The organism is Mycobacterium sp. Aquia_216, assembly GCF_026723865.1.
In the GTDB taxonomy this organism is placed as follows: domain Bacteria; phylum Actinomycetota; class Actinomycetes; order Mycobacteriales; family Mycobacteriaceae; genus Mycobacterium.
Map to the genome: position 1 here is coordinate 1,557,195 of NZ_CP113529.1, position 25,032 is coordinate 1,582,226.

General features: G+C 68.7%; 20 protein-coding genes and 2 pseudogenes. 9 read left to right on the forward strand and 13 right to left on the reverse strand.

The window, feature by feature from the left end; all coding sequences use genetic code 11:
• Positions 1-5 precede the first annotated feature (5 nt).
• Positions 6-1,319 carry a protein export chaperone SatS gene (gene satS / locus OK015_RS07525; RefSeq protein ID WP_268130403.1) on the reverse strand — a complete coding sequence of 438 codons (1,314 nt, stop codon included), beginning with the start codon at positions 1,317-1,319 and terminating at the stop codon, positions 6-8.
• A 48-nt stretch (positions 1,320-1,367) separates the two neighbouring features.
• A complete protein-coding gene (locus tag OK015_RS07530; protein WP_442791274.1) occupies positions 1,368-2,270 on the reverse strand; it encodes an alkaline phosphatase family protein in 903 nt (300 codons plus the stop codon).
• Between the two features lie 73 nt (positions 2,271-2,343).
• Between OK015_RS07530 and upp the strand changes: the two are divergent.
• A pseudogene (gene upp, locus OK015_RS07535) lies at positions 2,344-2,964 on the forward strand (uracil phosphoribosyltransferase); the annotation flags it as partial.
• Positions 2,965-2,968: 4 nt separating this feature from the next.
• Here upp and OK015_RS07540 read toward each other — a convergent pair.
• Both OK015_RS07540 and OK015_RS07545 read right to left on the reverse strand, forming a co-directional pair.
• Positions 2,969-4,462 (reverse strand): annotated as a pseudogene (locus OK015_RS07540) (phospho-sugar mutase); the annotation flags it as partial.
• A gap of 9 nt (positions 4,463-4,471) precedes the next feature.
• Positions 4,472-5,287: a purine-nucleoside phosphorylase gene (locus tag OK015_RS07545; protein ID WP_268130406.1), complete on the reverse strand. Its 816-nt coding sequence runs from the start codon at positions 5,285-5,287 to the stop codon at positions 4,472-4,474.
• 43 nt (positions 5,288-5,330) lie between these two features.
• On the opposite strand from OK015_RS07545, the gene OK015_RS07550 reads away from it, so the two are divergent.
• The 3 genes from OK015_RS07550 to OK015_RS07560 are packed head-to-tail and all read left to right on the forward strand — an operon-like array spanning position 5,331 to position 8,403.
• Positions 5,331-5,993 (forward strand): cutinase family protein, encoded by a 663-nt coding sequence (locus OK015_RS07550; protein WP_268130408.1) that lies wholly within the window; start codon positions 5,331-5,333, stop codon positions 5,991-5,993.
• Positions 5,994-6,043: 50 nt separating this feature from the next.
• Positions 6,044-7,228: a M20 family metallopeptidase gene (locus OK015_RS07555; protein ID WP_268130410.1), complete on the forward strand. Its 1,185-nt coding sequence runs from the start codon at positions 6,044-6,046 to the stop codon at positions 7,226-7,228.
• Positions 7,225-8,403 (forward strand): amidohydrolase, encoded by a 1,179-nt coding sequence (locus OK015_RS07560; RefSeq protein ID WP_268130412.1) that lies wholly within the window; start codon positions 7,225-7,227, stop codon positions 8,401-8,403. The genes OK015_RS07555 and OK015_RS07560 overlap by 4 nt, the downstream gene beginning before the upstream one ends.
• A 9-nt stretch (positions 8,404-8,412) precedes the next feature.
• On the opposite strand, the gene OK015_RS07565 is transcribed toward OK015_RS07560, so the two are convergent.
• Positions 8,413-9,231: an alpha/beta hydrolase gene (locus OK015_RS07565; protein ID WP_268132516.1), complete on the reverse strand. Its 819-nt coding sequence runs from the start codon at positions 9,229-9,231 to the stop codon at positions 8,413-8,415.
• Positions 9,232-9,315: 84 nt separating this feature from the next.
• A complete protein-coding gene (locus OK015_RS07570; RefSeq protein WP_268130413.1) occupies positions 9,316-9,795 on the reverse strand; it encodes a gamma-glutamylcyclotransferase in 480 nt (159 codons plus the stop codon).
• A gap of 76 nt (positions 9,796-9,871) precedes the next feature.
• Here OK015_RS07570 and OK015_RS07575 point away from each other — a divergent pair, with 76 nt between their 5' ends.
• From OK015_RS07575 to OK015_RS07585, 3 genes are read left to right on the forward strand one after another with little or no spacing between them, the layout of a single operon-like run.
• A complete protein-coding gene (locus OK015_RS07575) occupies positions 9,872-11,311 on the forward strand; it encodes an NAD(P)H-quinone dehydrogenase (RefSeq protein WP_268130414.1) in 1,440 nt (479 codons plus the stop codon).
• 27 nt (positions 11,312-11,338) lie between these two features.
• On the forward strand, positions 11,339-13,063 hold the full coding sequence (locus OK015_RS07580) for a glycerol-3-phosphate dehydrogenase/oxidase (RefSeq protein ID WP_268130415.1): 1,725 nt from the start codon (positions 11,339-11,341) through the stop codon (positions 13,061-13,063).
• Complete coding sequence (locus OK015_RS07585) at positions 13,060-13,923, forward strand: pseudouridine synthase (RefSeq protein WP_268130416.1); 864 nt, start codon at positions 13,060-13,062, stop codon at positions 13,921-13,923. Before OK015_RS07580 ends, OK015_RS07585 begins: the two co-directional genes overlap by 4 nt.
• Before the next feature lie 3 nt (positions 13,924-13,926).
• Here OK015_RS07585 and OK015_RS07590 read toward each other — a convergent pair whose 3' ends face one another.
• On the reverse strand, positions 13,927-14,127 hold the full coding sequence (locus tag OK015_RS07590) for a hypothetical protein (protein ID WP_268130417.1): 201 nt from the start codon (positions 14,125-14,127) through the stop codon (positions 13,927-13,929).
• A 100-nt stretch (positions 14,128-14,227) separates the two neighbouring features.
• Entirely contained in the window at positions 14,228-14,614 is a 387-nt protein-coding gene (locus OK015_RS07595; RefSeq protein ID WP_268130419.1) for a DUF732 domain-containing protein, read from the reverse strand.
• Positions 14,615-14,723: 109 nt separating this feature from the next.
• On the opposite strand from OK015_RS07595, the gene OK015_RS07600 reads away from it, so the two are divergent.
• Positions 14,724-15,641, forward strand: a complete 918-nt coding sequence (locus OK015_RS07600; RefSeq protein WP_268130421.1) for an alpha/beta hydrolase family esterase — start codon at positions 14,724-14,726, stop codon at positions 15,639-15,641.
• Between the two features lie 75 nt (positions 15,642-15,716).
• Here OK015_RS07600 and nei2 read toward each other — a convergent pair whose 3' ends face one another.
• The 5 genes from nei2 to hglS are packed head-to-tail and all read right to left on the reverse strand — an operon-like array spanning position 15,717 to position 24,546.
• Complete coding sequence (nei2, locus tag OK015_RS07605; protein ID WP_268130423.1) at positions 15,717-16,472, reverse strand: endonuclease VIII Nei2; 756 nt, start codon at positions 16,470-16,472, stop codon at positions 15,717-15,719.
• Positions 16,473-16,487: 15 nt separating this feature from the next.
• Positions 16,488-21,038, reverse strand: coding sequence for an ATP-dependent helicase (locus tag OK015_RS07610; protein ID WP_268130424.1), 4,551 nt, complete (start codon positions 21,036-21,038; stop codon positions 16,488-16,490).
• A gap of 37 nt (positions 21,039-21,075) precedes the next feature.
• Positions 21,076-21,750 carry a TetR/AcrR family transcriptional regulator gene (locus OK015_RS07615; RefSeq protein WP_268130426.1) on the reverse strand — a complete coding sequence of 225 codons (675 nt, stop codon included), beginning with the start codon at positions 21,748-21,750 and terminating at the stop codon, positions 21,076-21,078.
• A gap of 46 nt (positions 21,751-21,796) precedes the next feature.
• Positions 21,797-23,311 (reverse strand): L-piperidine-6-carboxylate dehydrogenase, encoded by a 1,515-nt coding sequence (gene amaB, locus OK015_RS07620; RefSeq protein WP_442791219.1) that lies wholly within the window; start codon positions 23,309-23,311, stop codon positions 21,797-21,799.
• The gene (gene hglS, locus OK015_RS07625; protein ID WP_268130428.1) at positions 23,308-24,546 is read right to left on the reverse strand and encodes a 2-oxoadipate dioxygenase/decarboxylase; all 1,239 of its coding nucleotides are present in this window, start codon (positions 24,544-24,546) and stop codon (positions 23,308-23,310) included. Before hglS ends, amaB begins: the two co-directional genes overlap by 4 nt.
• Before the next feature lie 15 nt (positions 24,547-24,561).
• Here hglS and OK015_RS07630 point away from each other — a divergent pair, with 15 nt between their 5' ends.
• A complete protein-coding gene (locus OK015_RS07630; RefSeq protein WP_268130430.1) occupies positions 24,562-25,014 on the forward strand; it encodes an Lrp/AsnC family transcriptional regulator in 453 nt (150 codons plus the stop codon).
• Positions 25,015-25,032 lie beyond the last annotated feature (18 nt).

Consider the following 25,032-nt stretch of genomic DNA (forward strand, 5'->3'; position numbering starts at 1 on the left):
GCGCGCTATTCGCGCCGCAGGCGCGAATCGACGAACTTCTCGAGTTCCTCCCATTCCCGCACCGCCGCCGAATACGGCGACGCGGGCTTGCCCACCGAACCGGGCTCCAACACGTAGGCCACCAGCTTGCCCAGCGGCTTGCCCGTTTCCAGCGCCTTGTCGACGGTGCTCTCCTCGGAGTAGTCACCGATATCGCGGAGCAGTTCGACGGCCAGGTCGAGTTGCTCGCGATCCACCGCGTCGGGCCCGTCGGCGAAGTCGTCGGCCAGCCCGGACAGCACGTAGATGTTCTCGTCGGTGACTTCCACGGACAGGGATCCGTCGGTCGCCGCGGTGCGGATGTCGTCGTAGGTGCTCAAATCCGACAGGTCGTGGTCGTGCTCGTCAGCCAGATAGCGCGCCAGGGACCGCTCGGAGGTGAACACGCTGATCCGTCCGTTGCGTCCCAGGAAGATCGGGCGGTCGTCGAGGTAGCAGCGCAGCGTGTAGAACGTGCCCGAACTCGTGATGATGCGGACCGGGTCGATACCGACCTGCAGCCAGAAGTCGTCGTCGCCGCCCAGCACCACGGTGTCGCCGGGCGCGCGGACCTCCGCCTCGTCCTCTTCCTCGTCTTCCTCGTCGACGGACTCATCGACGGGCTCGGCCTCTTCCTCGTCGACGGCTTCGCCGTCGGACTCGTCCTCGGGTTGTCCTTCGGATTCGTCTTCGGGCTCTTCACGCTCTTCGGCCAGCTCGTCGGCGGCCTTCTGCGCCGCCGCCTCGTCGACCTCGGGAGTGCTGACGATGTCCTCGACCGCGCTGAGCACGTCGTCCCAGCTGCGTCCGATGATCTCGGCGATCGAATTCCAGCGTTTGGCACCCGCTTTGCCGGTGAAGAGTTCGATGCCGCCGGATACCGTGCCGAGGCTGGGGTTGCCGTTGAAGAATTTCGACACCGCCGCCAGCTCACACACCGACCCGATCGACGACACGATCGCCAGCACGCCGGCCAGCGCCGTCACCGACTCCTCGGACGGCTTCTCGGCCACCAGCTCTTCGACCGCCACCAGGTCGAACTGCTTGGCCTCGGCGGGTTCGAAACTGTGCGCGTGGGCCGTGGCCAGGTCCTTCCACGCCGGGTGATCGACCAGGTCGTGGTCGTCGCCGGAACGCACGAACGCGACGAGGTCGGCAACGGCCTCGAAGGCGTACAGGTCGTCGTCCTTGCCCAGGAACGCCTCCCACTCGTCGCCTGAGTCGCGCCAGCGCGGTGCCCACACGGTGTAGCGGTCCCCGTCGGACAGGCTCAGACGGACGGGGACGAGGTCAGCAGCCATGCGGCACAGAATAGCGACGGTCGACGAGCGCGCCCGGCCCGGTTGGGACTATCCCGCCCAAATGCTGGCGATCGCGGGAGCGTTGGCCGCGTTTCCCGTCTTGGGCAGCCCGTACATCTGCTCGATCGTGGACAGCAGGTTGTAGTGGCTCATCTGCTCGCTGTAGTTGCCCGGCTGCACGTGCGCGCCGTAGATGATCGTCGGGATCTGGTTGCGATTTCCTTGCGAACCGGATCCGTCGTCCTCATCCCAGGTCACGATCAGCAGGCTGTTGTTCGCCGCCGCCCAGTTGGCGTAGCCGGACAGCTGTCGATTCAGCCAGGTATCGCCTTGGGCGACGGAGCCGTCGTGCATGTTGTTGTCGTTGTTGGGAATGACAAATGACACCGTCGGGAGGCTGGCGTAATTCCCCTGCGGAAACGCGGAGAACGGCACCGAGCTCGCCGGCGGCACATTGGTGAAATTGGCCCACGGCACGTGCTTGCGCGCGTACTTGCCCGCGCTGCACACGGGCGAGCCGGCGGCGGGCAGGTCTTCGGCATAACCGATGAATGTGTAGCCGGCGCCGAGCAATTCGGAGCCCAGGTTGGGTGCATTGCCGGCGTTGAGCGGGCACGAGTCTCTGGTCACTCCAAACGTGTTGCCCGCGAACAGTGCCAGATAATTCGGCTCGCTGGGATGAGTTTCGGCGAACGACGCGACCATGTTGGCGCCATGGGCGGCAAGGGCGTTGATGAACGGGTTCTGCGGGCTGCCGATGATGTGGCCCTCAGAACGGTTCTCTTCCACCACAATTACGATGTGCGCGGGCCGGGGAAGCGCAGCCGCGGCGGTCACGCGGGGAGCCAACGGGGTAGCGGCCAGCCAGGTCAGCGTCACCGCGCCGGCCAGGATCAGGGGACTTCGAATCGCGCGAAACACCCGGGGAGCATATGGGCCGACGCGCGGGATCGACGGCAGGCGCGCACGCGTGTGAGCTGCACTTTAGCCAACCGAGGTCAGATCGTTATATACCCTCGAACGCATGGAAGTGCGAGTAGTCGATCACCCGTTGGCCGCAGCCCGGCTGACGGCGTTGCGCGACGAACGCACTGATGCCCCCGGCTTCCGGGCCGCGCTGCGCGAGCTGACGCTGGTGCTGGTTTACGAGGCCACCCGGGAGGCGGCCACCGCGCCGGTCAGGATCCGGACGCCACTGGCCGAGACCGTCGGGCGGCGATTGTCCAGTCCGCCGCTGCTGGTTCCGGTGTTGCGGGCCGGGCTCGGGATGGTTGACGAGGCGCACGCCGCGATTCCCGAGGCCGAGGTCGGCTTCGTCGGCGTCGCCCGCGACGAGGACACCCACCTACCATTCCCGTACCTGGAGTCGCTGCCCGCGAAGCTCAAACACCGCCCGGTCATGGTGCTCGACCCGATGCTGGCCACCGGCGGGTCGATGACCTACGCGATCGAGTTGCTGCTGCGCCGTGGTGCGACCGACATCAGCGTGCTCTGCGTGGTGGCCGCGCCGGAAGGCCTTGCGGCAGTGGAGAAAATAGCGCCGAACGTGCGAGTGTTCACCGCGGCGGTCGACAAGGGGCTCAACAAGTCGGCGTTTATCGTGCCGGGACTCGGGGATGCGGGCGACCGCCAGTTCGGGCCGCGGGTATTCACCAGTGCGCCACCGCAGCGACCAACTCCGCACGCAACGCGTCGGCATAAGTCCGGGAAGAAGTCAGGTCATCGGAAGCCGAACAGCGAATCTCCAAGTAGCACTTCAGCTTCGGCTCGGTCCCGGAGGGCCGCACCACCACCCTGATCGAGGTGCTGCCGTCACCGGCGGTGAAGATCAGCGCGTCGGTGATATCGGTGATCCTCGCCGCGAACCCGGCCAGTTGGCTCGGCGGTTCGGTACGCAGCCGCTGCATGAGCCCGGCGGCTTCGGCGGTGTCGGCGGCCCGGCGTGACACCGCGGCGCCTTCGTGTACGCCATAGCGGCGGGCGAGGTCGTCGAGCGCGTCAGGCACCGAACGCCCCTGCTGTTCGAGCGCGGCGACCAGGTCGCACACCAGCACCGCGGCACTGATCCCGTCCTTGTCGCGCACGGCGGCCGGGTCGACGCAGTGGCCGATCGCTTCTTCATAGGCGTAGACCAGGTTGCCGCCCGGCACCTGCGAATCGGCGCGCGCCAGCCATTTGAAGCCGGTGAGGGTCTCGACGTGGACCGCGCCGTAGCGGGCCGCGATCTGCGCCAACATCCGTGACGACACCACGGTGCTGGCCACCACGGCGGTATCCGGTCGCTGGTGAGAAAGGATGTAATCGCCTAACAGCCAACCGGTTTCGTCGCCGGATAGCATCCGCCATCCCGTCGTGGTGGGTACGCCCACCGCGCAACGGTCGGCGTCGGGGTCCAGGGCGATCGCGACGTCGGCCTCGATATCGGCGGCCAGGGCGAGCAGCGCGTCGGTGGCGCCGGGCTCCTCGGGGTTCGGAAACGCGACGGTGGGGAAGTCGGGGTCCGGCGCGTACTGGGCACCGACGGTGTGCACCTGGTCGAAACCGGCGCGGTGCAGCGTCTCGACGGCCACCGCACCACCGACCCCGTGCAGCGGGGTCAGGGCCACACGCACCGAACCGGTGGCGCGCCGTACCCCGGCCGCGCGTTCGATGTAGCGCCCGACCAGGTGGGTGTCCGCGGGCGCCACCGGCTTGCGGGCGATCCGGTCGGCGGGAGGCGCTGTCGCCATTGCGGTTTCGATCTCGGTGTCGGTGGGGGAGACGATTTGGATGCCGCCGTCAAAGAACACCTTGTAGCCGTTGTCGGCCGGCGGATTGTGCGAGGCCGTGATCTGGATCCCGGCAGCGGAGCCGGTGTGACGCACCGCGTAGGCGACCACCGGCGTCGGCACCGTCCCGGGTAACAGAAGTACCGAAAAGCCCTCGGCCGCAAGTACTTCCGCGGTAACCGTGGCAAAGCTTGCCGAGCCGTGCCGGGCGTCACGTCCGACGATCACCTGCGAACCCGCCAGGCCTCGATCGGTGAGCACCCGCGCTACTGCCCAGGTGGCGCGCGATACCACCGCGACGTTCATCGCGTCCGGGCCGTCGCGCACCGGGCCGCGCAATCCTGCGGTGCCGAACTTCAGCGGTTGTCCCACCCGATCATTCTGCTAAATCCGGGCGATCCGCTTGATGATCAAGGCCAGCAGTGCACCGATCCGCGATGCCGACGCTGCCCCGGCCGCCATCACGTCGGCATGGCTCAGCGGAGCGCCGGTGATACCGGCCGCCAGGTTGGTCACCAGCGAAATGCCCAACACCTCGGCACCGGCCGCGCGGGCCGCGATCGTTTCGTGCACCGTCGACATGCCGACCAGGTCGGCACCCAGCGTTTGCAGCATCCGGATTTCGGCCGGCGTCTCGTAGTGCGGCCCGGGCAGGCCGGCGTACACGCCTTCGGTCAGCTCGGGATCGGCCGCGCGGGCGAGCCGGCGCAGCCGCGCCGCGTAGGCGTCGGTCAGATCGACGAACTGCGCACCGACCAACGGCGAGCGTGCGGTCAGGTTCAGGTGATCGCTGATCAGTACCGGCTGGCCGACCCGCATGTCGGTGCGCAATCCGCCGGCCGCGTTGGTCAGCACGACGATGCCCGCCCCGGCCGCGCAGGCCGCCCGGACCGGGTGCACGACGTGGCTCAGGTCATGACCCTCATAGGCGTGCACGCGGCCGGCCAACACCAGTACCCGGTGCTCACCGATGCGCACCGACAACAGCTCACCGGGATGGCCGGCCGCGCGGGGCGGCGCGAAGCCCGGAAGTTGGGCCTGGGGCAACACGACGTCTGGAGAGCCCAGTTCCGCGATCGCCGGCGACCATCCCGAACCCAGCACGATGGCGATGTCATGCTGATCGACCCCGGTGCGCTCGCGGATGGAATGCGCCGCACGCCGCGCGAGTTGAAGCTTCTCGGATGCAACGTCGGACACACTGCGCGAGCTTAGCTTCGCTACATATGTCAGGATCTCCCGCATGAGTTTTGGTAGGTGGCCGATTGTCGGCGTGGTCGTTGCTGTGGCGGTCTCGGTGGCCGCGCTCGTCAGTGGCCCCGCGCCGACGGCACTGGCCGACTGTCCCGACGTTCAGCTGATCTTCGCCCGCGGTACCAACGAGCCGCCCGGCCTGGGCGTCGTGGGTGATGCGTTGTTCGCCGCGCTGCAGCCCGTCCTGGGCGGACGCAACTTCGACAACTACGCGGTGAACTATCCGGCCAGCTACAACTTCCTGACCACCGGCGACGGCGCCAACGACGCCCGCGATCACATCGCGGCGATGGTCGACCAGTGCCCGGGCACCCACCTGATCCTCGGCGGCTTCTCGCAGGGCGCCGCCGCGGTCTCGATGCTGGCCGGGGTACCGCCACTGGGCAACACGATCGGTGACTTCGGGTCGGCTCCGGCGCTGGACCCCGGCCTGGCCAGCAAGATCAGGGCGGTCGCGGTGTTCGGCAATCCCGGCAACCGGTTCAACACGCCCCTGTCGACGGCGGGGCAGTTCGCCGGCCGTGCCATCGACCTGTGCAGCCCCGGTGACCCGGTCTGCGTCGTCGGCGGTCGCGACCGGGATGCGCACCACGACTATTCGATACCGCCCTACCCCGGCCAGGCGGCGAGCTTCATCGCCGGACGGGTGTAGCGGCGGCCGGGGCGGTCAGCCGCGGCTTCGGTCGGTGAGATACTGCGAGGATGGCCACCAACACCGCATTGGACAGCGTCGAGAGCGCAGTGCGGCGTCGTGGCGTCGATCTTGTCGAACTGTCGCACACAATCCACGCCGAGCCTGAGCTGGCCTTCGCCGAGCACCGTAGCTGCGCCAAGACGCAGGCCCTGGTCGCCGAGCGTGGCTTCGAGGTGACCTCTGCCGCCGGCGGCCTGGACACCGCCTTCCGCGCCGACTTCGGCAGCGGACCGCTGGTGATCGGGGTCTGCGCCGAGTACGACGCCCTGCCCGGGATCGGACACGCCTGCGGCCACAACATCATCGCCGCGTCGGCGGTCGGAACCGCGCTGGCGCTCGCCGAGGTGGCCGACGAGCTGGGCCTGACCGTTGCCCTGATCGGCACCCCCGCCGAGGAGGCCGGCGGCGGCAAGGCGCTGCTGCTGGAGGCCGGAACGTTCGACGACGTCGCGGCGGCGGTGATGCTGCATCCCGGGCCGACCGACATCGCCGCCGCTCGCTCGCTCGCCTTGTCCGAGGTGGTCGTCGACTACCGGGGCAGAGAATCGCATGCCGCCGTCGCTCCGTATCTGGGCGTCAACGCCGCCGACGCCGTCACCGTCGCGCAGGTCTCCATCGGCTTGCTAAGGCAGCAATTGGCGCCTGGGCAGCTGGTCCACGGGATCGTCACCAACGGCGGGCAGGCGGTCAATGTCATCCCCGGTCACGCGACGCTGCAGTACGCGATGCGGGCCTTCGAGGTGGACTCGCTGCGAGAGTTGGAGGGCAGGATGTTCGCGTGCTTTGCCGCGGGCGCACTGGGTACCGGCTGCGAATACGAAATCAACACGCCATCACCGGCATACGCAGAGCTCAGGCCGGACGAGTGGCTGGCCGAAGTATGCCGGGAGGAGATGCGCCGACTCGGACGCGAGCCGGTGGCGCCCGAGTACGAGAAGGCGCTGCCGATGGGCAGCACCGATATGGGCAACCTCACGCATGTGCTGCCGGGGATCCACCCGGTGATCGGCGTCGACGCCGGCGGTGCCACCGTGCATCAGCGCGCGTTCGCCGCCGCCGCCGGCGGCCCGAGCGCCGACCGAGCCGTGGTCGAGGGCGCGGTCATGCTGGCGCGCACGGTCGTCCACCTCGCCCAGGACAGCGCCGAACGTGACCGGGTATTGGCCGCGTTGGAACGTCGGGCCGCGACATGAGCCTGGTTGACGCCGCGGAATCGTGGCTGGCCGCCCACTACGACGACCTGATCGAGTGGCGCCGGCACATCCATCGCTATCCGGAGTTGGGTCGGCAGGAATACGCCACCACGCAGTTCGTCGCCGAGCGGTTGGCCGAAGCGGGGCTCAATCCCAAGGTGCTGCCCGGCGGCACCGGGCTGACCTGCGACTTCGGTCCCCAACACGAGCCCCGGATCGCGCTGCGCGCCGACATGGACGCGCTGCCGATGGCCGAGCGGACCGGCGCGCCGTACGCCTCGACCATGCCGAACGTCGCGCATGCCTGCGGGCACGACGCGCACACCGCGATCCTGCTGGGCACCGCGCAGGCGCTGGCGGCGGTGCCGGAACTGCCGGTCGGGGTGCGGTTGATCTTTCAGGCCGCCGAGGAGCTGATGCCCGGCGGCGCGATCGACGCCATCGCGGCCGGAGCGCTGGCGGGGGTGTCCAGGATTTTCGCCCTGCATTGCGACCCCCGGCTGGAGGTCGGCAAAGTCGCGGTCCGGCAAGGGCCCATCACCTCGGCGGCCGACCACATCAACATCACGCTGTACTCGCCGGGTGGGCACACCTCGCGGCCACACCTGACCTCAGACCTGGTCTACGGGCTCGGCACGCTGATCACCGGGGTGCCCGGGGTGCTGTCGCGGCGCCTGGACCCACGCAACGGGACCGTCTTGGTATGGGGTGCGGTCAACGCCGGTGTGGCCGCCAACGCCATTCCGCAGAACGGCCAGCTGTCCGGCACAGTGCGCACCGCCAGCCGGCACACCTGGCTCGAGCTCGAGGAGATCATCCGTCAGGCCGTCGACGCGCTGCTGCTGCCGCTGGGCATCGAGCACACGATGCAATACCGGCGTGGGGTGCCCCCGGTGGTCAACGAGGAGACCTCGACCCGCATCCTCAGCCACGCGATCGAGGCCGTCGGACCCGATGCGTTGGCCGACACCCGCCAGTCCGGCGGCGGTGAGGATTTCTCCTGGTATCTGGAGGAGGTCCCCGGCGCGATGGCGCGACTGGGCGTGTGGCCGGGTGAGGGCCCGCAGCTGGACCTGCACCAGCCGAATTTCGATCTCGACGAGCGGGCGCTGGGGGTGGGACTGCGGGTGATGGTCAACATCATCGAACAGTCGGCCGCCTTCTCCGAGACTTAGCCCGTCGACTTAGCCCGTCGCGCGCGCGACGTGTTCTGCGATGCGGGCGTAGGTTCGGCGGGTTACGTCGGCGGCCTGGCTCATGATGTTGTAGCCGTGGTCGACACCGGCCACCTCGTAGTACTCCGCCAACGCTCCTGCGGCGTCGAGCTTTTCGGCGTATTTGCGGGCTTCGTCGCGAAGTCGATCGTATTCGGCCGTCACGATCAGTGCGGGCGCGATGCCGTCGATTCGGTCGGCGTTATCGCCCCACGCCGGAGAGGCGAGGCGGTCGCGACGCTGTGCCGGGTCGGGTATGTAGGCGGTGTCGAAGACCTCGCCCATCCACGGTTTCATGACCGCTCGCGAGCCTGCTGTGGACGGCTTATCGCGGGTGGGTGTCACGAGGTCGAGGGGCGGATAGTGCAGCACCTGCAGAGCGATGCGGGGGCCGGAGTTCTCCAAAGACAGCCGGGCCGCCGCGGCGCTGAGATTGCCGCCCGCGCTTTGTCCACCGATGCACAACCGACGGCCGTCCCAGTCGCGGTCAGGGTCGGCCGCCCAGCACACGATGTCGTAGATCTGGTGCGGTGCTGCGGGAAAGCGGTGACGCGGCGCCAGGACGTAATCGGGGTTGATCACCACCACATTCGCGTGCGCGGCCAGGTAGCGGCACCACGGATCGTCCTGCTCAGGGTGTCCGACCACGAATCCGCCGCCATGCACATTGACGTAGACGGCCGGGCGGCCGATGTCAGCCGGCGGGTGGTAGACGGTTGCTGACGCCGGGCCGTGCCGGGTGGGGATGCTGGCGCTCGAGGTTCGTCCCTGCAGTTCGGGGAAGCGCACGGCGGCCTTTGGAGCCGGGTCGACCGCGACGGCGAACAACCGCGCCAGGGCGTCGGCGACCACCGGTAGGGAGAAAACCGACACTTAAGCCGTAGTCCCCGGGCCGATGTTGCGGGCCGGCCGCGTCCGCAGGTCGTGCACGTATTCCCCTGGTGCGCCGGCTATTTCCGCGGCATCGGCCATGACGCCCAGGTACCGTGCCGACGGCAGCCCGCCCTCCCACGCGTCGACCACGTAGAGCCAGGCCAGCACCGGATCGGTGTCGGTGTCGGAGGACGTGCGCTCCACCCGGCATCGGATCTTCTTGTGGATGCCGAACTCGGAGCCCTCCCAATGGTCCAGGCTCATCTCGTCGGCCGGCGTCATGTCATAGAGCACGACGAACACCTTGGAATCGGGATCCTCGACGACGCTGGCCAGCGCGCCTTCCCAGCCGATGTCTTCGCCGCCGAAGGTCAGCCGCCACCCGTGCAACCAGCCCGTTCCGGCCATCGGCGAGTGGGGTGCACGCTTCTGCATCTGCTCGGGATGCATGTTCGAGCCATAGGCGGCGTAGAGCGGCACGGGTGAAAGCTTAAACGGCGGACGCTCACCCGGTATTCATCCGGCGGTTCCGATGGTCCTTGGATAGGTTAGGGCTGTGGTGACCCGCATCGTGATCCTCGGTGGAGGCCCGGCCGGTTACGAAGCCGCGCTGGTGGCCGCCACCCTGTCTTCTAGACACCCTGATAGCACCGACGTCACCGTGATCGACTCCGAGGGCATCGGCGGGGCGGCCGTGCTGGATGACTGCGTGCCGTCCAAGACGTTCATCGCCTCGACCTGGCTGCGCACCGAACTGCGCCGCGCTCCCCGGCTGGGCTTCGACATCGACATCGACGACGCCAAGATCTCGCTGCCGCAGATCCACAAACGGGTCAAGGCGCTGGCCGCCGAGCAGTCGGCCGATATCACCGCCCAGCTGCTCGCCGAGGGTGTGCATGTGGTCGCGGGTCGCGGCGAGCTGTGCGATTCCGCGCCCGGCCTGGCCCGGCACCGCATCAAGGTGACCCATTCCGATGAGGGGCCCGACGGCCCCGTCGTCACCGAGCACGACGCCGATGTCGTCCTGATCGCCACCGGCGCCAGCCCGCGGGTACTGCCGTCGGCCCAGCCAGACGGCGAGCGCATCCTGACCTGGCGACAGCTCTACGACCTGGAGGCGTTGCCCGAGCACCTGATCGTGGTGGGCTCGGGGGTTACCGGGGCCGAGTTCGTGCACGCCTACACCGAGCTCGGCGTGCCGGTCACGGTGGCGGCCAGCCGGGACCGGGTGCTGCCCTACGAGGACGCCGACGCCGCGCTGGTGCTGGAGGAGGCGTTCGCCGAACGCGGTGTGGAGCTGATCAAGAACGCCCGCGCGGAATCGGTCACTCGCACCGAGAGCGGGGTCCTGGTCACCATGACCGACGGCCGCACCGTCGAGGGCAGCCACGCCCTGATGACCATCGGATCGGTGCCCAACACCAGCGGTCTCGGCCTGGAACGCGTCGGCATCGAGCTGGGCCCTGGGGACTACCTGAAGGTGGACCGGGTGTCACGGACGTCGGTTCCGGGCATCTATGCCGCGGGCGACTGCACCGGCTTGCTGCTGCTGGCGTCGGTGGCCGCCATGCAGGGCCGGATCGCGATGTATCACGCGCTGGGTGAGGGCGTCAGCCCGATCCGGCTGCGTACGGTCGCCTCGACGGTGTTCACCCGGCCCGAGATCGCCGCCGTCGGGGTGCCGCAGACGATGATCGACGACGGCTCGGTGCCGGCCCGGACCATCATGCTGCCGTTGCGGACCAACGCGCGCGCCAAGATGTCCGGGTTGCAGCAAGGCTTCGTCAAGGTCTTCTGCCGCAAGTCCACCGGCGTCGTCATCGGCGGCGTGGTGGTGGCGCCGATCGCCTCCGAGCTGATCCTGCCGATCGCCGTGGCCGTGCAAAACCGCATCACCGTCAACGAGCTGGCGCAGACGCTGGCCGTCTACCCGTCGTTGTCCGGGTCGATCACCGAGGCCGCTCGGCGGCTGATGGCCCATGACGATCTGGACTAGCCTTGCCAAGGGGAGGAGTCCTTTGTCGTGAATGATCCGGTTTCCAACTTGGGACCGCAGCAACGCGCGGCGGCTTGGGAGCGGCTGGGCAGTGAGCAGTTCGATGTCGTCGTCATCGGCGGCGGGGTGGTGGGCTCCGGATGCGCGCTGGATGCCGCGACTCGCGGCCTCAAGGTCGCCCTGGTCGAGGCGCGTGACTTCGCTTCCGGCACCTCGAGCCGCTCGTCGAAGATGTTCCACGGCGGGTTGCGCTATCTCGAACAACTGGAGTTCGGACTGGTACGCGAGGCGCTGCACGAGCGCGAGCTGTCGCTGACCAGGTTGGCGCCGCATCTGGTCAAACCGCTCCCGTTCTTGTTCCCGTTGACCCATCGGTGGTGGGAGCGTCCCTACACCGCGGCGGGCATCTTCCTCTACGACAGCCTCGGCGGCGCGAAATCCGTTCCCGCGCAAAAGCATCTGACGCGCGCCGGCGCGCTGCGGTTGAGTCCGGGCCTGAAGCGCAGCTCGCTGATCGGCGGGATCCGTTACTACGACACCGTCGTCGACGATGCCAGGCACACGATGACGGTCGCGCGCACCGCCGCGCATTACGGCGCCGTCGTGCGGTGCTCCACCCAGGCGGTCGCGCTGCTGCGCGAGGGCGACCGGGTGATCGGGGTGCGCGTCCGCGACTCCGAAGACGGCTCGATCACCGAGGTTCGCGGTCACGTCGTGGTCAACGCGACCGGGGTGTGGACCGACGAGATCCAGGCTCTGTCCAAGCAGCGCGGGCGGTTTCAGGTGCGCGCGTCCAAGGGCGTGCACGTGGTGGTGCCGCGGGACCGGATCGTCAGCGATGCCGCGATCATCCTGCGCACCGAGAAGTCGGTGATGTTCATCATCCCGTGGGGCAGCCACTGGATCATCGGAACCACCGACACCGACTGGAATCTCGACCTGGCCCACCCGGCGGCCACCAAGGCCGACATCGACTACATCCTGACCACCGTGAACGCCGTGCTGGCCACTCCGCTGACGCATGCCGACATCGACGGCGTGTACGCGGGCCTGCGTCCGCTGCTGGCCGGGGAAAGCGAGGAAACCTCCAAGCTGTCCCGGGAGCACGCCGTCGCGGTGCCCGCGCCCGGCCTGGTGGCCATTGCGGGCGGCAAATACACCACCTACCGGGTGATGGCCGCCGACGCGATCGACACGGCCGTGCAGTTCGTCCCGGCCCGGGTCGCGCCGTCGATCACCGAAAAGGTGGGCCTGCTGGGCGCCGACGGCTACTTCGCCCTGATCAACCAGGTCGAACACGTGGGCGAGCTGGTGGGCCTGCACCCGTACCGGGTCCGTCACCTGCTGGACCGCTACGGCTCGCTGATGGATGACGTGCTGGCGCTGGCGGCGGATCGTCCCGAGCTGCTGACCCCGATCAAGGAAGCGCCGGGCTACCTGAAGGTGGAGGCCGTGTACGCCGCCGCAGCCGAGGGTGCCCTGCACCTCGAGGACATTCTGGCCCGCCGGATGCGGATTTCGATCGAATACCCGCACCGCGGCGTCGACTGCGCTCGCGAGGTCGCCGAGCTGGTCGCTCCGGTGCTGGGGTGGAGCGCCGGTGACGTCAATCGTGAGGTTGCCAACTACACCGCGCGGGTCGAGGCCGAGATCCTCTCGCAGGCTCAGCCCGACGACGTCTCGGCAGACGAGCTGCGGGCCAGCGCGCCAGAAGCGCGCGCCGAGATCCTCGAGCCGGTCCCGCTCAATTGAGGCCCGCCCCGCTTCCGGTGCGCGACGGATTGGGGCCCGCGCGGGTGCGGCTGCAGGGCGGGGCGGTGCTGGCCGAGCTGACCGCGCGGTTCGGCGAGCAGGCCCGCGCCAAGGTTCAGGCCGGAGAGGTCGTCGACGCCGACGGGGTGGTGATCGACGAGGCGAGCGTGTTGCCCGCCGGCGCCAGCGTCTACCTGTATCGGGACCTTCCTGATGAAGTGCGGGTGCCGTTCGACATCCCGGTGCTCTATCGCGACGACGACATCGTGGTCGTGGACAAGCCGCATTTCCTGGCGACGATGCCCCGGGGCAGCCACGTCGCACAGACCGCGCTGGTGCGGCTGCGCCGGGACCTGGGACTGCCCCAGCTGAGCCCCGCGCACCGGCTCGACCGGCTGACCGCCGGGGTGCTGCTGTTCACCACTCGGCGCGAGGTGCGCGGTGCCTACCAGACGCTGTTCGCCCGGGGCGAGGTCCGCAAGACGTACCTGGCCCGCGCGGCGGTCGATCCGGACCTGGTGCTGCCGCGCCTGGTGCAAAGCCGAATCATCAAGTACCGCAGCCACTTACAAGCTGTCTGCGAGCCCGGAGTGCCCAACGCGGAGACGCTGGTGGAACTGTTGTCTCCCGACGGCCTGTACCGGCTGACGCCGCGCACCGGGCGGACCCACCAGTTGCGGGTGCACATGGCGTCGCTGGGACTGCCGATCATCGGTGATCCGTTGTACCCCAAGGTTATTGAAGTGCCCGCCGATGACTTCAGCACTCCGCTGCGACTGCTGGCGCAGCGCATCGAGTTCGACGATCCGCTGACCGGGTCACGCCGCACGTTCGTCAGTACCAGGGGTACGCCGGGCTGAGCGTCAATCGCCAGGCAGCACACGGGTTAAGGCGTCGTTGATGCCCTGGTTGATGCGATCCGCTGCCAGTGGGCTGGCAAATGGGGGCGGTGCCCCGCAGGTACAGGAAAATTGGTTGAACACGACGTCGGCGCTGGCCGGTGCGGCAAGCCCAACGGTGGCACCCAGAACGACCGCGCTACCGATAATTATCTTTGTGATCATTTTTAAGCCTCCATTTGTTTACCTGGCGTTAAACATTACACTCAGGCGGAGGTTAAAGGTTGACGGCTCGCGGTTTCGTTAGGGCTGCGACGCTGTTTCGTTAGGTCGTCGGCGGGGGTGCCGGGGGCGCCGGGGGTTCCGGCGGCGGCTTGTATTGCGGGCAGTAGGCGCGGATGGCCGCGCCGACGAAGTAGCCCGCGTCGTAGTCGGGCAGGCTACTGCTGTTCATCACATCGATGACGACCTCGTTGGGCGTCTGGCCTTGCGCAAGGAACTCGCAGACCTTCCGGGCCGCCGCGATGGCAGCGGGGACGGAGTCGTGAGTGATGCCGTCGGAGATCAGCAGTTGGATGAATTTGTCGTCGTTCGCGTCGGCGTGGGCGGCAGGGGCTACGCCTGCGCCGAGCACGCCAAGCGAGACGGCCATCGCAACTACGAGTCGGGTGCCCGACGGCACGTGTAGGGAGCCGGGCTTGCCAATTTTCACGTCCGTAATCATCGCTCAAATCGCGATCATTGCCAACGTGAGCAATTCGGGCGAACAGTTGAACATGACCGTTTTCAGCGCGGGGACAGCGGGTCGGTAATTTGACCCCATGCCGTACGGACGATGGTTATCGCTGGCGCTGCTGGCGGTCTGTCTCGTCGGCTGTGGCGTGCAACCCGTATCGGCGGCCACGCCTCGTGATCTGACCGGGACGTTCCGGTCCGGCGGTATGGACCGGACCTATGTATTGCACGTGCCGCCCGGCGATCCCGTCGGCTTGGTGCTCAGCCTGCACGGAGGCGGTGGTACCGGAAAGGGACAGCGGGGTCTGACCGAGTTCGATGCCGTCGCCGACGCCAACAAACTGCTGGTGGTCTATCCCGACGGTTATGACAAGAGCTGGGCCGACGGAAGGGGAGCCTCGCCGGCCGATCGCCGCCACATCGACGACGTGGGGTTTCTGGTCGCGTTGGCCGACAAGCTGCGCAACGACTACAACATCGCCCCCGGGCACGTCTTCGCCACCGGAATGTCCAACGGCGGCTTCATGTCCAACCGGCTGGCTTGCGATCGCGCTGATGTTTTTTCGGCGATCGCGCCGGTCGCGGGCACGCTGGGCATCGGGGTGGTATGCAACCCCTCGCAACCGGTTTCGGTCTGGGAGGCGCACGGGACCGGAGATCCGTTGGTGCGTTTCAAAGGCGGGGACGTACGCGGCCGCGGTGGGCTGAGCCACTCCATCTCGGTCAAAAGCATGGTGGACAAATGGCGTTCGGCCGACGGCTGCCAGGGCGACCCGGTGGTCGAGTTATTGCCCAACGTCGGGGACGGCACCGTCGTGCACCGATTCGATTCGACGGCGTGTGCGGCGTCCACCGAGGTGGTTCTCTATCAGATCGACAATGGCGGGCACACCTGGCCGGGCGGCAAGCAGTATCTGCCGAAGGCGGTGATCGGGCCGACATCGCGCGCGCTGGACGGATCGGAATCGATTGCGCAGTTTTTCCTCGCGCATGCCCGTGACTAGCCGACGCATTTGTTCCGCAGGAATTCCCGGGGTGGTTAATCGAAATGTTCCGAAAGTTCGCCGAGAATTCGGAATTCAGCGTTGACAGGACGGGCACCAATAGGCCACCCGCGCACCGGTGTCGTCGACGTTGATGCGCGTGCCGCAGCGACGGCAATGTTGCCCGGCGCGGCCGTAGACCCACAGCTGCCGCCCCGCCCGGGTGTCGCCGGTGGTGCAGCGGTTCCAGCGGAAGCGATTGACCCACAGCATGTCCCGGGCCAGCGACACCAAACGATGCGGGTCGCCGACCGCGCTGACCGGCGCGGTCGGCAGATGTCCGCTGACGAAACACAACTCGTTGCAATAGACGTTTCCCACCCCGGCCATCACCCGCTGGTCCAGCAACGCCTCGGCGATCGGCCGCTCCGGGCGTGCGATCAGGTTGGCCGCGGCGACCCGGGGATCCCAATCCGGGCCCAGCAGATCGGGCCCCAAGTGCGCGACCGCTTCGCCGTCGTGGTCGCGGTCGAGGATTTCGAGCACTCCCAGGTCCACGCCGACCGCACGGATATCGTTTGCTTCCAAGACAATGCGGGCCCGGTGATCTAACCGCACCGGGCGTCTTCCGACTCGCCAGCTGCCGTCCATCTTCAGATGCGAGTGAATACTGGCCCGCCCCACCCGGATGAACAGGTGCTTGCCCCGGCTGAGCACCTCGTCGACCACGTTGCCGGTGAGGTCGACGGTGGCGAATCGCGGCACCCGGATGTCGCAGCGGGTCAGCGTCTGCCCGGCCAGGTGCTCGGCCAGCGTGGCCGCGGTATGCCAGACGGTGTCACCCTCGGGCATGGTTCTTCGGCATCCTCACCGCAGCCGCATTCCGCGTGGGGTGCGGGCGAAGCCGGCTTCGGACAGCGCCTCGGCCACGGGACTCGGCCCGCCGGCCAGCGGCTGCAGCGCCGGCACCCCGTTGATCCGCTCGACCAGGATCGACTCGACGCGCCGGGCGGTGACCAGGTCGGCCAGTCCCTGAGCCGCCGCATGGTCGGCGCCGGGATCGTCGGTGAACGTCAGCAACGATCGTCCGCCCCGCTCGAGGAACCAGGCCAGGTCGCCGTCGACCAGTACGACCAGGGCGCCGGCCTTGCGGCCGGGGCGTGCCGCGTCCGTCGCGGGCCAGGGCAACGCGGCACCGTACGGGTTCGCCGGGTCGGCGGCGGCCAGCACGACCGCCCGGTATTCGGGGCGCTCCGGGTCGATCCCGTCGAGGTAACTGCGGAGCCGATCGACGGTCGAGGCGACGGCGAATTGGGCGCCGCCCAGCGACTCCACGAAGTACCCACGCTGGCACCTGCCGGCCTCTTCGAAGGTGCTCAGCACCTTATAGAAGGTGGCGAATCCGCCCGGCACATTCTCCGCCGTCACCGCGCCTCTGGTCAGGACGCCATGCCGGTTGAGCAGCAGCTCGGCTTGGTAGTGGGCGCGCAGGGTGGATTCGGGTTCCGGGGCCGGCAGCGCCGACCAGCGGCCCGCCACCGCGGGGTCGGTGGTTCGAGCCTGGGGATGCGCGACGCTGTAGCGGCTCAGCCGTGGCGGCCGGCGGGTCCGATGGGCGGGGGCGGAACGCTTGCGGGCGCCGGTGCCCGTCAGCAGCGCCCGTACCGGCGCGAACGTGTCGCCGGTGATCCAACCGGCCCAGATCAGTTCCCACAGGGCATCTTTGAGGGCTGTTTCGGTGATCCCGTCCCGGGTGAGCTGCCGAAAGAAGTACGCGCCGCCACCGCCCAGCGTTTCCAGGATCGCCCGATGGGCCTCGGTGAAGTCGATCTCGTCGGGGGCCACCAGGGTCAACGGGGCGGAATCGCTGGCGTGCAGCGCGATCCACCCGTCACTGCCCGAGATCGAGCCGGCGCCCGACCATGTGACCTCCCCGGCCGCGAGCAGCTCATCAAGCATGGCCGGTGCATAGTCGCGGACCCGCGGTGCCAGCACCAGCGGCTCGAGCGCCGATGCCGGTATCCGGACGCCGGCCAGCTGATCGATGACGGACATCAGCCCGTCGGTGCCGCTGGCGGTGCCCAGGTGGTGCCAGGCCGGCAGGAACCGCCCGTAGGCGGCCGTGCTGACCGGCTCGACCTGGGCGCGCAGCGCAGCCAGGGAACGCCGCCGCAGAATCCGCAACACGTCGGCGTCACACCATTGCTCGCCGCCGACACCTACGGACACGGCTTCGGGAGCCACGAAATCGCCCCGCACCAGTCGGCCGTCGCCGGCCAGCCGGCTCAGCACGTCGGCGGTCACCCGTAACCCCAGGCCGAACCGGGCGGCGGCCTCGGCCGTGCTGAACGGTGTGCGGGTACGCGCATAGCGGCCCAGCAGCTCGCCCAGCGGATCGGCCACCTGCTCGGTGAACGTGGCCGGGACGCCGAGCGGGACGGCCACGCCGACCCCGTCGCGCAGCCGGCCGATGTCCTCGATGGCCACCCACCAGCTGCGGCCGGCGAACGATACGGTCAGCGCGCGCCGGGCGGCGCGCAAGCCTTCCAGCCAGCCGCCAATATCGATGCCGTCGGCGACATCGGCCCGCGCGGCGACCTCGTCTTCGGTCAGCGGGCCCAGCAGCCGCAGCAGGTCCGCGACCGCCTCGGCATCGCGGGCAGCCCGGTCGGCGGACAGATGCTGCAACTGCCGACCGGTCGCGGCCACAACCTCGGCATCAAGTAATTCACGGAGTTCAACGCGCCCGAGCAGCTCGGCCAGCAGCGTGCTGTCCAGCGACAGGGCCGCGGCGCGGCGCTCGGCAAGCGGGGAATCGCCCTCGTACATGAAGGCGCCGACGTAGCCGAACAACAGCGACGCCGCGAACGGGGACGGCGTGGCCGTTTCGGCCTCGAGCACCCGCACCCGGCGCGCCGCGATACCGGTCATCACATCGACCAGCGCCGGCACGTCGTAGACGTCCTGCAGGCATTCCCGGACGGTCTCCAGCACGATCGGGAAGTCGGGGTATTTGCGGGCCACTTCCAGCAATTGGGCCGCGCGCTGGCGCTGGTGCCACAGCGGCGAGCGCCGGCCCGGGTGCCGGCGGGGCAGCAGCAGTGCCCGCGCCGCGCATTCCCGGAACCGGGACGCGAACAACGCCGAGCCGCCCACTTCCGCGGTGACGATCGGATCGATCTCGTCGGCGTCGAAGACGAAAAGCTCTGCGCCGGGCGGAGTTTCCTCGCACGTATCGGGCAAATGCACGACGATGCCGTCGTCGGAGGCGGTCGGCTTTTCGTCGATGCCATAGCGTTCGGCCAACCGCCGGCCCACCGCCAGCGCGAGCGGTCCATGCACCCGCAGCCCGTACGGCGAGTGCAGGATCACCCGCCAGTCGCCCAGCTCGTCGCGGAATCGCTCGACCAGCAGCGTGGTATCGGTGGGCACCGTCCCGGTGGCGGCCCGTTGGTCGTCGAGCAACACCCACAGATTATCGGTCGCATAGTCGTTGAAACCCAATGCAGCGCAACGTTTTCCGAATTCTTCGCGATCCAGGCCGGCCAGCTCGCCGGTGAACGCGCCCAGTGCGGCGCCGAGCTCGGCCGGGCGACCAACGCCGTCGCCGTGCCAGAACGGCAGCCGGGCCGGCAGGCCCGGCGCGGGAATCACCAGCACCCGGTCGTGGGTGATCTCGGTGATCCGCCAGCTGGTCGCGCCCAATGAGATGACGTCACCGGGACGCGACTCGTAGACCATTTCCTCGTCGAGTTCGCCTACCCGAGAAGGCTTTTCGGCCTCGCTGGCCAGGTAGACGGTGAACATCCCGCGGTCGGGGATCGCGCCGCCGGAGGTGACGGCCAGCCGTTGCGCCCCGGGCCGGGCGGTCAGCGTTCCGCTGTCGCGGTCATAGACCAGCCGCGGCCGCAGCTCGGCGAATTCGGTGGACGGGTACTTGCCGCTCAACAGGTCCAGGGTGGCCTCGAACACGCTGCGCGGCAGGGTCGCGAACGGGGCAGCCCGGCGCACCGTGTCGAACCACCGGTCGGCGTCCAGCGGTTCCAGCGCGGCGGCCGCGACGGTCTGCTGCGCCAGGATGTCGAGCGGGTTGGCGGGCACCCGCATCGTCTCGATCTGGCCGGCCAGCATCCGTTGCACGGTGACCGCGCAGCTGATCAGGTCGGTGCGGTGCTTGGGGAACAGCACCCCCTGCGAGACCTCCCCGACCTGATGGCCGGACCGCCCGATTCGTTGCAGGCCGCTGGCCACCGAGGGCGGTGCCTCCACCTGGATCACCAGGTCGACGGCGCCCATGTCGATGCCCAGTTCCAGGCTCGACGTGGCCACCACCGCCTTGAGTAGTCCGCGTTTGAGGTCGTCTTCGACCAGAGCGCGCTGCTCCTTGCTGACCGAACCGTGGTGCGCGCGCGCCAGTACCGGATCGGCACCGTAGGTCTGGCCGCTGCCCATGATGTGCGCCGGCGCCCCGCCGGGCACCTTCCGGTTGGCCCTCTGATTATCCGGGGTCGCCAGTTCGACACCGCAACGTTCGGCGTGAATCTCGTTGAGCCGTGCGGTAAGTCGCTCGGCTAGCCGGCGCGAGTTGGCGAATACGATGGTCGAGCGGTGCGCTTCGATCAGGTCGACCAGGCGGGCCTCGACATCGGGCCAGATGGTGTTGTCGGTCAGGTTGGCCATGTCGGGCACCGGCACCTGCACGGTGAGCTGGAACGACTTGGCCGACGGCGGATTCACGATCGTGGTCGGGGCGGGCCCGGACAGGAACCGTGCGAGTTCCTCGGGCGGACGCACCGTCGCCGACAATCCGATGCGCTGGGCGGGCGGTCCGTCCCGCAGGTCGTCGAGGCGCTCCAGCGACAGAGCCAGGTGTGCGCCGCGCTTGCCGGCCGCGATGGCGTGCACCTCGTCGACGATCACCGTCTGGACGCCGGCCAGGGTTTCGCGCGCGGCGGAGGTCAGCATCAAAAACAGCGACTCGGGGGTGGTGATCAGCACGTCGGGCGGCGAGGTGATGAGCTGGCGCCGGCGCGCGGGCGGGGTGTCACCCGAACGGACCCCGACGCTGATGTCGGGGGCGGGCAGACCATGGCGCTCGGCGATTCTGGTCAGCCCGGCCAGCGGGGTGCGCAGGTTGCGCTCGACGTCGACCGCGAGCGCCTTGAGCGGTGACACGTAGAGCACCCGCGTGCGGCCGGCCGGCCTTTCGGCCGAGGGAGCGGGTTTGGCCAAGGAATCCAGGGCCCACAGAAAGGCCGCCAGGGTCTTGCCGGATCCGGTCGGCGCGATGACCAGCGTGTTGTTGCCGTCGGCGATGGCGTCCCAGGCCGCCGCCTGCGCGGTGGTCGGTGCGGGGAAGGTGCTGCTGAACCACTCGCGGGTGATCGCGCTGAACTTCTCGAGTGCTTCGGTGCTCACCTAGTCATGGTGCCAACAGACACCGACAAAAGCGTCGTTACTGCGGTTGGTGACGGGCGGTCGCCATCGCGTGGGCGAGCTCATCGGGGATCTCGGGCACCCGGGTGATCGCGTCCAGCAGCGTGTGCGCGCACGCGTCGGCCAGGCGCTCGGCGCTGGTCGTGGGATCCATGATGCGCTGCCGGCACAGCTCGAAGGTGAAGGCCAGCCATCCGTTGAGGATCACCCGCAGGTCTCGCTCGACATCCGCGTGCAGCGCCTTTTGCCCGGGAACCTTGGCGACGACCTCGCCGATCCGGGTCATGATGAGCTCCAGCTGGCGGTTTTTCGCGTCGTCCTCGACGCCGAGCAGGACCGGGTCGGACCGGCCCAGGCCGACGTAGGCGGCCCACGCGGCTTCCGGGTTCTGCTCGTGGTAGGCCATGTAGGCCAGCACACCCATCCGCGCCTCTTCGAACATCGTCAGGCCGGTGACGGGCTCTTTATTAGTGGACTCGTAGAGCCGGTCGGCCTCGTCCTTGACCACCGCGGCGAAGAACGCTCGTTTGTCGGGGAAGTAGTGGTACATCAAGGCCCGGGAGACGCCGGCGCGCTCGGCGATCTCGTCGATGCGGACCTCGTCGTAGGGTCGCTTCCCGAAGACTTCCGCCCCTAACGCAAGCAGTTCGGCGCGTCGATCCTCAGGGGACAACCGCCTCCTAGCCGTTGGCATGTGTCAGATAGTACCCACGAAGGGCAGGCCACAATTCAGACTGCGTTTATCCGAACTCCACGCCCTGTGCCAGCGGCAGCTCGCTGGAGTAATTGACGGTGTTGGTGGCGCGTCGCATGTAGGCCCTCCACGCGTCCGAACCGGATTCCCTACCACCGCCGGTCTGCTTCTCGCCGCCGAAGGCACCCCCGATTTCGGCGCCCGACGTGCCGATATTGACGTTGGCGATACCGCAGTCCGACCCGTTCAGGAAGCGTTCGGCCTCGCGCAGGTCGGTGCTGAAGATGGCCGACGAGAGCCCTTGCGGCACGCCGTTGTTGAGGGCGATCGCCTCGTCCAGCTCGTCGTAGGTCAGCACGTAGAGGATCGGCGCAAACGTTTCGGCCGCCACGATGTCGCTCTGTGCGGGCATTCGCACCACGGCCGGCGCGACGTAGTACGCGCCCGGGTCGCCGACCTGCTGACGGTCGCCGCCGATCACCTCGCCGCCCTCGGCGCGGGCCTGCTCCAGCGCCCCGACCATGTCGCGGTAGGCGGTCTCGTGAATCAGCGGCCCGATCAGCGTGCCGGGCGCCGACGGGTCGCCGATGGGCAACTGCCGATAAGCGGACGCCACCCGCTCTACGACCGAGTCGGCCACCGAACGATGCACGATCAGCCGGCGCAGGCTGGTGCAGCGCTGACCGGCGGTGCCGGCGGCGGCGAAGACGATGGCGCGCACCGCCAGCTCCAGGTCGGCTGCCGGCGTCACGATCGCCGCATTGTTGCCGCCCAGCTCCAGCAGCGACCGCCCGAAGCGCGCGGCCACCCGCGGACCGACCTGCCGGCCCATCCGCACCGAACCGGTCGCGGACAACAGCGCGATCCGAGGGTCGTCGACCAGCCGCTCGCCCAGGTCGCGATCGCCCAGCAGCAGCCCGCTCACCGCGGGCGGCGCACCGACGTCGGCCGCGGCCCGCCCGATCAGCGCCTGACAGGCCAACGCCGTCAACGGCGTCAGTTCCGAGGGCTTCCACACCACCGTATCCCCGCACACCAGCGCCACCGCGCTGTTCCACGCCCAGACCGCCACCGGGAAGTTGAACGCACTGATCACCCCGACCACGCCCAGCGGATGCCAGGTCTCGGCCAGCCGGTGACCGGGGCGCTCGGAGGCGATGGTCCGGCCGTAGAGCTGGCGCGACAGGCCGACCGCGAACTGGCAGATGTCGATCATTTCCTGCACTTCGCCCAGGGCCTCGGAGGTGATCTTGCCGACCTCGCACGTCACCAACGTCGCCAGCTCGTTCTTGTGTTCGGCGAGCAGCTCGCCGAGGCGGGCCACCAGCGCGCCCCGCACCGGGGCCGGGGTGTTTCGCCACGTCGTAAACGCCTCGGCGGCCGCGGTGATCGTGCGGTCGGCCTGCTCGGATGAGCTGGGCGCGACGGTGAAGAGCACCTCACCGGTGATCGGCGTGCCGGCCGCCAGGCCAGGGCCGCCGGGGTCGCCAAGGCTGACTCCGGCGCCGATGGCTTCGAAGGCCTTGAGCACCCGGTTCCGCAACTCATCATGGGTCGTCACGCCGATGCCTCCTCATAGAGAACGTAGGGGTCATGGATATGGTGGCCGATCGCGCCGGCCAGCCACTCGGCGTCGTAGCCGGAATCGTCGCCGGCGTTCCCGATTTCGGACCCGTCGTGGTCCAGGTTGGACCGGAAGATGCCCGCCGCCGAGGCCGGCAAGAAGTCTTCGTAGACGACGGGTGCGGCCGGGTCGCCAGCGCGGTAGTAGGCCAGTCCCGCGGTGGCCATCTCTGCGTCGGTCGACGGGAAGTAGTCGTCCCAGACCCGGGCGGGATCGCCGGATGCCATGGCCGCGTCGTAATGCCGGCGCCCACGCGGAGTCAGTGCGACACCGCGCGCCTCGACCTCGCCGAAGCGGACCCGCAGGCTGCCCGCGCTCACAGTGCCGTCCCGGCCGCGAAACAGACGTGGCTCGGCGAGCGCGCGAAACGACGTCTGGCGCAACAACACTGCGGGCCCCTCGGTGCGGGGCGGGCCTTGGATGGCGTCGATCATCGTGATGCCGCGCCCGCTCATGCGCTGGTACAGGTCGTCGATGTCGAGGACGCGTGGCGTCAGGTGGTTGATGTGGGTGGAACACACGCCGGCGATGTCGGCGGCCACCGCGGACACCCGCGACAACTCGTCGTACCAGGATCTGTTGATCGGTTCGCGCGACAGCGCGAACGCGGCCACCGCGGCGGCGACGAATGCGTCGGCCTCCTCGGCGTCGCAGGCGCCCTCGGCGGCGATGAGCCGGGCCCGATCGAGCAGCGCGGGGTCGAACAGCTGGCGGCGCGCGATGAACGTCTCGACGCGGGTCCGCAGGTCGGAATCGAAATAGCGGCCATCGCGAGTGGCCAGCATCGATGTGAACACCCGAAACGGATTGTGTGCCAGCTCGTTTGCCTCGATCGGCCGAAAAGCCGTCGACACCACGGGAACGGGCGAGGCCGCCGAACGCAGGTCGTAGTACCCGACCGGCAGCATGCCGAATGCCGCGAACAAGTCGGCGACGGCAGCCAGTTCGGCCGGGCCGCCCACCCGGATGGCGCCGTGCCGCTCGGCGGTGACCCGCTGCAACGAACCCAACCGTTCGGCGCCCGGACGGCGTGCCACGTAATCGGAGTTGACCTGCTCACTGACCTCGACGAGGGTGCCGTAGGCGGGCACCTCGCCGGCGTACATGGCCGAGAGCCCGGCCGCGAAGCGCTCGCGAAGCTGCCAGGTCACGAGCCTTCTGGGGCGGCTCATGGATAATTCCCGCCCATGAGTGAGTCGCTCGACGACATCGACCGGATCCTGATGCGCCAGCTGGTCGCGGACGGACGCGCGACGCTGGCGGAGCTGGCCGGCAGCGCCGGGCTATCCGTCTCGGCGGTCCAGTCCCGGGTGCGCCGGTTGGAGGCCCGCGGTGTGGTCTCGGGGTATTCCGCGCGAATCAACCCGGAGGCGGTCGGGCACCTGCTCTCGGCGTTCGTGGCAATCACTCCTCTTGATCCTTCCCAACCCGATGATGCGCCCGCCCGCCTGGCGCACATCGAGGAGATCGAGGCGTGCCACTCGGTGGCCGGCGAGGAGAGTTACGTCCTGCTGGTGCGCGTCGCGTCCGCCCGGACGCTCGAGGACCTGCTGCAAAGGATCCGGACAGCGGCCAACGTGCAGACCCGCAGCACCATCATCCTCAATACTTTTTACAGTGACAGGCAATATGTACCATAATATTTACTGTAAAAGTGT

Excerpts from the sequence above, each read along its gene's own strand:
- OK015_RS07630 (WP_268130430.1), top strand. The coding sequence starts at position 24,562 with ATGAGTGAGTCGCTCGACGACATCGACCGGATCCTGATGCGCCAGCTG.
- OK015_RS07555 (WP_268130410.1), top strand. The coding sequence starts at position 6,044 with ATGGCCACCAACACCGCATTGGACAGCGTCGAGAGCGCAGTGCGGCGT.
- OK015_RS07590 (WP_268130417.1), bottom strand. The coding sequence starts at position 14,127 with ATGATCACAAAGATAATTATCGGTAGCGCGGTCGTTCTGGGTGCCACC.
- hglS (WP_268130428.1), bottom strand. The coding sequence starts at position 24,546 with ATGAGCCGCCCCAGAAGGCTCGTGACCTGGCAGCTTCGCGAGCGCTTC.
- satS (WP_268130403.1), bottom strand. The coding sequence starts at position 1,319 with ATGGCTGCTGACCTCGTCCCCGTCCGTCTGAGCCTGTCCGACGGGGAC.
- OK015_RS07550 (WP_268130408.1), top strand. The coding sequence starts at position 5,331 with ATGAGTTTTGGTAGGTGGCCGATTGTCGGCGTGGTCGTTGCTGTGGCG.
- OK015_RS07560 (WP_268130412.1), top strand. The coding sequence starts at position 7,225 with ATGAGCCTGGTTGACGCCGCGGAATCGTGGCTGGCCGCCCACTACGAC.
- OK015_RS07600 (WP_268130421.1), top strand. The coding sequence starts at position 14,724 with ATGCCGTACGGACGATGGTTATCGCTGGCGCTGCTGGCGGTCTGTCTC.
- nei2 (WP_268130423.1), bottom strand. The coding sequence starts at position 16,472 with ATGCCCGAGGGTGACACCGTCTGGCATACCGCGGCCACGCTGGCCGAG.
- OK015_RS07615 (WP_268130426.1), bottom strand. The coding sequence starts at position 21,750 with ATGCCAACGGCTAGGAGGCGGTTGTCCCCTGAGGATCGACGCGCCGAA.